The 7,674-nt window shown below is 57.9% G+C and carries 7 protein-coding genes; 1 reads left to right on the forward strand and 6 read right to left on the reverse strand.

Annotated features, from left to right (window positions below):
• The 5 genes from ABYM29_RS13710 to ABYM29_RS13730 all read right to left on the reverse strand — a co-directional run.
• Window positions 1–1,392: amidohydrolase (locus ABYM29_RS13710; protein WP_372865340.1), on the reverse strand; the 1,392-nt coding region annotated here is incomplete at its 3' end.
• Window positions 1,393–1,426: 34 nt separating this feature from the next.
• Entirely contained in the window at window positions 1,427–3,565 is a 2,139-nt protein-coding gene (locus ABYM29_RS13715) for an FAD-dependent oxidoreductase (protein WP_372865341.1), read from the reverse strand.
• Window positions 3,552–4,574, reverse strand: a complete 1,023-nt coding sequence (locus ABYM29_RS13720) for a Rieske 2Fe-2S domain-containing protein (protein WP_372865343.1) — start codon at window positions 4,572–4,574, stop codon at window positions 3,552–3,554. The genes ABYM29_RS13715 and ABYM29_RS13720 overlap by 14 nt, the downstream gene beginning before the upstream one ends.
• 4 nt (window positions 4,575–4,578) lie before the next feature.
• On the reverse strand, window positions 4,579–5,343 hold the full coding sequence (locus tag ABYM29_RS13725) for an SDR family NAD(P)-dependent oxidoreductase (RefSeq protein WP_372865344.1): 765 nt from the start codon (window positions 5,341–5,343) through the stop codon (window positions 4,579–4,581).
• Between the two features lie 11 nt (window positions 5,344–5,354).
• A complete protein-coding gene (locus ABYM29_RS13730) occupies window positions 5,355–5,861 on the reverse strand; it encodes a hypothetical protein (RefSeq protein ID WP_372865345.1) in 507 nt (168 codons plus the stop codon).
• Between the two features lie 123 nt (window positions 5,862–5,984).
• On the opposite strand from ABYM29_RS13730, the gene ABYM29_RS13735 reads away from it, so the two are divergent.
• Window positions 5,985–7,073 (forward strand): AraC family transcriptional regulator ligand-binding domain-containing protein, encoded by a 1,089-nt coding sequence (locus ABYM29_RS13735; protein ID WP_372865346.1) that lies wholly within the window; start codon window positions 5,985–5,987, stop codon window positions 7,071–7,073.
• 100 nt (window positions 7,074–7,173) lie between these two features.
• Here ABYM29_RS13735 and ABYM29_RS13740 read toward each other — a convergent pair.
• A partial coding sequence (locus tag ABYM29_RS13740; RefSeq protein ID WP_372865347.1) for a TonB-dependent receptor domain-containing protein occupies window positions 7,174–7,674 on the reverse strand: 501 nt, incomplete at its 5' end.

The raw sequence follows: 7,674 nt of genomic DNA on the forward strand, positions 1-7,674 counted from the left end.
CGGCAGTTCGCGCTCCAGCGCGTCGCGCAGCGGGCTGATGCGGGCAGCGCGCTCGGGGCCTAAAAACTGGTCGCGATGGCGGTCGCCCCAGAAAAAAGTGTGGGCGACAAAAAAGCTCGGCGTCATCCCCAGTGCCTTCATACGATCGAGCTGATCTGGGCGTGCGGTTTGCGCGTGCACCACCACCGCCCGCGGGTCACTCGCCGGGCAGCGCTGCTGAGCCCGCTCAAAGGCATCCAGCACCATATCGATCGCGGCATCGCCATTGCCGTGAATGGCCAGCTGGAAGCCACGACAGTGAAATGCGGCCACTTCCTCATCCAGCGCTTGCTGTTGATAGCGCGCAAAGCCCGCAAAGTCGGGGTCGGCGTGGCGGTGATAAGGCAGGCTCAAAAACCCGGTGTAACCCTGCAGCGAACCGTCGGCAATCAACTTGATCGCCGAGGCCGAGAAGCGCGGGCCATTAAATTTTTCCAGGTCCAATTCACCGGACAATATGGCCTCACCGGCCTGATGTGCCAGTGGCCAGGTAATCAACCGCTGGGGAATACGCCCCAGCCACGACAGCCCGTATAGGCCGTTGAGCATCCGGCCATCTACACCGCCACTTTGTGCGGTGGTCACCCCCGCCTGCAAATATTGCTGAGCCGCCGTGTCGGCCATTGCGACAAAATCCAGCAGCGAAAAATCCATCGCCAGGGGCGCAACCACGTCCGTGGCATGTTCCAGCAACAGGCCGGTAGCGCGCCCGCTGCCATCGCGCACGATCTCGCCACCCTCGGGGTCGGGGCTTGAATCATCGATACCCCCTGCCGCCAAACCGGCACTGTTGCTCACGCCCATATGACCCGAGCTGTGCAGCAGAAAAATTGGCCGAGTCGCCGACACCGCATCCAGGTCGTCGCGACTGGGGTGACGCCCCTCCGCTAACAGCGAATCGTCATAGCCAAAGGCAAACAGCCACTGGCCCTTTTTGAGCTGGCGCTCGGCGGCGCGCAACCGCGCTTGAATATCGGCGATACTGCGGACCTCACCAATCGGTGGACTACTTAGATCGACGCCGCGGGCCGATAAACCGGTGCCGGGAAAGTGCCCGTGGGCATCGATAAACCCGGGCAGTAGTGTGCGGCCGCCCAGATCGATGATCACCGCATCGTCATCGGCCAGCGCAGTGATCTCCGCCCGAGAGCCCAGTGCCTCAATGCGCTCACCGCGCACCGCCATCGCCTCAAAAATGCGGTTGTCGGCGTCCATGCTGAGAATCTGGCCATTCACAAACAGCTGCAGACCCGGCAGGGGTGGTCGAGGGCCGCGCAAGCTGTAGCCGACGGCCACCGCCAACGCGATAAACACCAGCAGTAACAGCGCTAAACTTTTTATTATTAGCCGCATTCACTCTTTTCCTTTTGTTACTAAACCATCCCGGTCACAGCGTCACCGCCAACTCGCGGGCACTGCGTATCGCACCTTCTATATAGCCTATGCGGGCACTGTCGCCGATATTGTGTACATCGACCCCAGCCTCGCGCAGCGCATGTTCAAATGTCGTATTAGCCTGTGCTCCCTGGGCGATAATGACCGTATCAACTGCCATGTGCCGGGCTTCGCCGTCCTGTTCATAGCAGAGCTCTGCCGCGGTGATCGCCGTCACCTGCGCATTGGGCACTAGGCAGACATTGTGGGACTTCAAGCCATGCAATACCCGCCAGCGGCGCACTATGCTCAGCTCCGCGCCAAAATCCCGGCCCGGCTCAACTATCGTTACCTCGCGACCGCGCTCGGCCAGCAGCTCTGCGACTTCCACCCCGACAAGACCACCACCGACAATCGCTACCCGTTTGCCCACCGGCATATACAGGCGGCTCAAACTGCGCATGCGGTCGATATCGCGATTGAGTTTCAAGGCATGCATCAGCCGCAGCAACAGCCGCTGGTAGAACTTCAGCTTGCCGTGGGCATTACCGGCAAACAGCATATCCCGCAGTTCTTCACCGTCGAGAACATGACCCTGGTCTTTACCCGCCAGCGCCGGCGCGCGGCGATCTGCCCCCACTGCAATGACCACCGAATCGAAGCCCGCCGCCGTGATGTCCGCCACCGTCGCGTCCTTCTCAAGCACCAGCTCTACCGATGAGGATGCTAAGGCGCGCTGTAAATAGTCAATCAGCTTGCCGTTGGGCTCATAGGCCAGCGCCGCCACACGCAGGGTTCCCCCCAGGCGATCTTCTTTCTCCCAAAGCGTTACCCTGTGGCCGCGTTCGGCCAACACCCGAGCGGCTTCCATACCCGCCGGACCACCGCCAACCACCAAGATGTTCTTCGGCTGCGCCGTCGGTAGGCTGTGCATCAACCTCGCCTCCTCCCCAGTAGCCGGGTTCACCGCGCAGCACAGTGGCTGGTTGATAAAGATCTGGCTGACGCACACGTAGCAATAAATACAGGGACGAATATCCTGTGGCCGGCCGTCGCGCAGTTTATTGGGCAACTCCGGATCGGCGAGCAGCTTTCTGCCCATCGCTAAAAAATCGAAATCGCCGGCCGCAATATGCTGCTCGGCGACATCGGGCTCAATGCGGCCAACGGCAATAACCGGAATGTTGACCGCAGCGCGAATGGCTTTGGCAAAGTCGATATAACCACCGGGCTGGTGCACCAGTGGCCCTTCAGTAAAACCAATTGCACTGTTGTTGGAGTAAGCACTAACATTGATGGCGTGACAGCCCGCCGCGTCCAGTATCCTGGCAAGCGCCACTGCGTCGTCGAGGGTAATACCGCCCTGGGTGCGGTATTCACAGGCGTCAATACGCACCATGATCGGGAAGTTATTGCCCAGTTCGGCCTTAATAGCCGCCACCACGCCCAGCAGCAAGCGCGCGCGATTTTCTAGCGGGCCGCCGTAGTCATCATCCCGGCGGTTGGCATAGGGCGATAAAAACGACGACAGTAAATAACCGTGACCGGCGTGAATTTCTACGGCATCAAACCCGGCGTCAACCACCCGCCGCGCGGCCGAAGCAAAGCAGTCAATGACCCAGTCAATATCCCCTTGATCCATCTCCTTGAATCGCGGCCCCTTGCCATCGGGACCCGCCGAACGCACAAAGTTGGCCATCTCGGCCATGGTCAAACCGTTGCCCATATCATTGGCCGCGGGCTTGGGAATAGACGGCACGAGAATCGGACGCCCCTCTACCACATCATGGGCCGACACCTTACCGCTGTGATTGAGCTGGGCGGCAATACGGCAATCGTGGGCGTGAACGCGCTCGGCGAGTTGACGCAGGCCCGGCAGAAAGTCATCAGAGGACAGACCCAGCATCTTCGGCATCGACATACCAAACGGCCAGGCCACCGAGCTGGTCTCCAGCACGAGCATGCCGGCACCACCAGCGGCCCGCGCCTCGTAGTAGTCCATTGCCCGAGCGCCTAGACTGCCATCGTCCAGCACATATTCGGTGCCCATCGCCGCCAAAATAATGCGGTTACGTAATGTCATACCGGCGATCGCCGCCGGCGACATCAGTCGGGGATGGCGGCAATCGCCGATCTCTTTAGCTGCGATCATCAGTCTGCCCCTCAACCAAAAACTGGCCGTACCAGCGCCGGAACTTGGCGAAGGGCCCATCGCCATCGCAAAGTAATGGCTTCTCCAGATAGCGCTTGCGCGCCCAAATGATGCGGTCTTCCTCCATCTGCTGGCGAATATCGTCGATGATCGCCTGGGCGACCCCCCCGACCGACTTGCCGTTACCATCCTGCTGAATAAAGGCATACATGGCTTTGGTGTTGTGTTCGTCGATAGGGGTCAAATTTGCCATTAACAGCGTCTCGCAGATACCGCTAAAACGCACCGTAGAAATACCCGGGCCAATACTGCTGTTTTCAATGCGCGACTGTACCCGGCCCTTGGGGGTTTCCAATTCCGACTCCAGCAAACCGAAACGACGGTGCTCGTCAAAGCGTATTACCGTTGGCTCAGGCACCTCCGGTGTGCCGTGCACAAAGCGAAAATGCGCGGCATCGACGGCATTTTCACCAATTTCCTGGGGGTGGGTAGCAATATCCCACTGGTAGATTTTTAATTCCCCCCAGTCGCCGGCACCGAGTGTTGCCTCTTCAATCACCGGCGGCTCAAACAAGGGCTCCAAATCTTCCGGGTGATACCAAACATAAATGCATTGATTCAGCTCGCGAACCGGCCAGCTTGGAATCAGTTTTTCACAGCGCTGCACCCGCGGCGGCATGCGCTCAGCGTAGGGGATCCCGGTACACTCGCCATCGCCGTTAAATTGCCAGCCGTGAAAGGGGCAGACAATGCTGTCACCCACCACCCGCGAGCCGCCACCCGCTTGATCGCGAATGCCATAACCCAGATGCGCGCCCATATGCGGACAGTAGGCGTCCAACACCTTGGCCTCACCCGACTCCGTGCGAAATATCACCAGCTCCTGCCCGAAATACTCCAGTGGCAGCGACTGTCCCACTGCTAGCTGCTGGGAATACAGTACCTGAAACCAGCCATAGGGCATGGGCAAATCAACACGGCGGCGTTTAGATGAAGCGATAATTGTCATTGCACTATCCTCTTACCGCGCCGCCACCATCGACCGACAGCAACTGCCCGGTGATAAACGACGCTCTGTCTGACAGTAAAAAGGCCACCGCTTCAGCTATTTCACTGGGCTCACCCAGGCGCTGCATCGGTGCCACCTTGCGCAGCTGCTCAGCCATCTTCGGCTGCTCTTCAAAATATTTTTCCAAGCCGGGCGTGCGAATGACGCCGGGCGACACGGCATTAATACGGATGCCCTTGTTGGCGTACTCCACCGACGCGCTCTTGGTCAAAATATTCACCCCGCCTTTCGCTGAAGCATAGGCGGTGTTAAAGGCCTGCCCGCGCAGCGAAGCATTGGATGAGATGTTCACAATCGCGCCACCGCCCTGGGCCAGCATGGCGTCGATTTCGTACTTCATACACAGCCAGGTATTGGTCAGGCAAAGCTCCAGTGTCTGGTCAAACACCTCGCGACTGAACTGGTGGATGGGGCCGCTGCCACGACTCACCGCCGCATTGTTGCAAGCCAAATCCAGACGCCCAAAACGCTGGATCAGCGCCTCGACCATCGCTTTTACCTCGCCCTCCTTGCTAACATCGCAGTGCAGGTAAACCGCATCGCAACCTGTGGACTGGAGTGCCGCCACGCAGGCCTCACCTTCCCGGTCATTCACATCGACGACCGCCACACTGGCCCCCTGACATGCCAGGGCCTCACAGATAGCGCGACCAATACCCGCCGCGCCACCGGTCACCAACGCCACTTTATCCTTCAACTCAGCAGACACCTGTACTCTCCTTAAGAATGGCTGACGCGACGCACAGGGTGCATCGCCAACAAAACAATCACCACGACCACCGAGGCCGCGACAACACCGGTATACAGCGATTTAAGCAGCGTGTAGTCCCAACGCCCCATCGTATCAACGCCAAACAGTGCGAAACCCAACCACAGCACCGGCAGCGACAGCAAGGCTGCCAGCCATGCCAAGATCAGCGCCTTCAGCGCATCGTGTTGCGGTGCCAGCCAGCCCAAGTAGCGCAAAAAGCCAAATGGCGGCTCAGCACTCGCCAGTGGCATTTTGGCAAGCTTGCGGCGCTGTAACGGCAGAACAATTAAACTCAAGATAAACACCAGAATCGCCGCAGTAGCGAGGAAGTCGACTAACACGCCCGATTGCCCCCAAACAGCCAACTCGGGCTTGCCGGCGCTCAGATACCAAGCAAAGGCGCCATTGACCACCGCGTTAATGCCACCATTGATCAGCGCTTCCTTAACAATGTAGTGTTGACTATTCGCGCTCATACCTACTCCACTCGTATCATTGATTTTAATTATTAGGCTCTTCATATTAGTCCACACAGTGATTCGCTAAAGCACAAAAACTTTCAGAATCGCCCACATTTAGCACCAACGCCACGGCTGCCTATGACGATGTCTAAACCCAACACCCTCCACGAAATTCCGGTACGCAAATTCCTGCGCCTACTCGACTACCTGGACAAGGTCGGCATCGATCAGCGCGCCATCGCCAAACGCTCGGGCTTTAACCTCGACGACCTGATGGCCAGCGATCACAACAAACTGCTGCCGGGCTACCGCTACTCCGGTCTCTATGAACTCGCCGCCGAGGCCATGCAACAACTCAATATCGCCGTGCCCTGGGGCTCAGGTATCGGCAGTGATGTGTTTCATTTCATGTGCTACAGCATTATTAATTGCCAAACTCTTGAAGATGCCCTGCATCGCGCCCAGCGCTACCAGGAAATGCTGTACCCTATGACCGGCTACAAAATTGAACTAAACGTGGACGGCGATACCGCGGAACTGAAGTACCACTTCGACGCCAGCAAGATTAATCCCAAGTTTGTACCGAAAGACTGGGACCGCACTGAGTTTTCCGATGCCGTCGCCAAGGCCTCCGGCATGCGCGTATGGCACGCATTTATGGGCTGGCTGGTCGGTCGCGACATAGCATTGAGCGCACTCAAAATATCCGCGCCGGCCTTTTCCGAGGCCTATTCCGAGAGTGTTAGCAGCGTGATGGGCACAACGCCGGAATACGGCTGCGAGTACACTGCCCTGTACTTTCCCAGTCAGAGTCTGCGCTACCGCACTGTACACACCAGTGAGTCACTAGAAGCTTTTCTGCGCAATGCCGTCTATGCACTGATTGCACAAGACTCGCGCCCGGCCAGTACCGGTGCGGCAATCCGCTCACTGCTGGCCAAAAGCGGCGCCGGCGCCCTGCCCAGCTTTGAAGACATGGCAGAAAACCTGCATATGTCACCGTCCAGCCTACGCCGCCGCCTGCACAGTGAAGGCACCAGTTACCAGGAACTCAAGGACCACTACCGACGCGATATCGCCATGCGCCATCTTCGCGATGACAAATTGAAAATTCACGAAATTGGCGAGTTATTGGGTTTCCTCGAGTCCAGCTCTTTTATCCGCTCCTTTCGCAACTGGACCGGCCTCACTCCCAAGCAGTATCGCTCGGAATTTATCGACGACTAACATTACAAAATAGCAGCGACAAAAAAGGCGAGCCAAAGCTCGCCATGCCGGGGGACAATAAAACTGAACCGCAGCGTAAGTACTACGCTGCGGTCGTCCATCAATAACGGTAGTTCAGTGATACCGCCCAAGTGCGCGGGCTGTTATAGCCGCCGCTAACAAAGGGTCCCACCACAAAAGAATTGGTCAGCACCCGCTTGTCTTCAAGGTTTTTACCCTCGACCGCCACACGCCATTTGCGATCCTGCGTCTCAAAAGCCAGCGCGGCATTCACCAGGTGGTGATCCTCTTGCTTTTGCTCGTCGGCAAACTGGTCGCGCTTATCAACCGGCGAATTGGTGTAAGACTCGCTGCGCCAAGACACATCAGCCGCCGCGGTCAGCGTGCCGTAATCGGCTATATCTACCGCGTATTGGCTGCTAAGGCGCGCATTCCAGTTAGGTGAAAAGCCAATTTCAGTCGATGAGGCAATATCAACCTCATTGCCGCTGCTGTCCTGGGTTTTGTAAGACTCAACCACCGTATTCAAATAACCAATATTCAAACCCAGCAACCAACTATCGGTGGCCGAAAAGCGCAGCTCCAACTCGCCGCCCTGACC

Source organism: Spongiibacter sp., from assembly GCF_041602295.1.
Taxonomy (GTDB): domain Bacteria; phylum Pseudomonadota; class Gammaproteobacteria; order Pseudomonadales; family Spongiibacteraceae; genus Spongiibacter.

Coding starts and splice junctions, on each gene's coding strand:
- ABYM29_RS13715 (WP_372865341.1), bottom strand. CDS start 3,565: ATGATCGCAGCTAAAGAGATCGGCGATTGCCGCCATCCCCGACTGATG.
- ABYM29_RS13720 (WP_372865343.1), bottom strand. CDS start 4,574: ATGACAATTATCGCTTCATCTAAACGCCGCCGTGTTGATTTGCCCATG.
- ABYM29_RS13730 (WP_372865345.1), bottom strand. CDS start 5,861: ATGAGCGCGAATAGTCAACACTACATTGTTAAGGAAGCGCTGATCAAT.
- ABYM29_RS13735 (WP_372865346.1), top strand. CDS start 5,985: ATGACGATGTCTAAACCCAACACCCTCCACGAAATTCCGGTACGCAAA.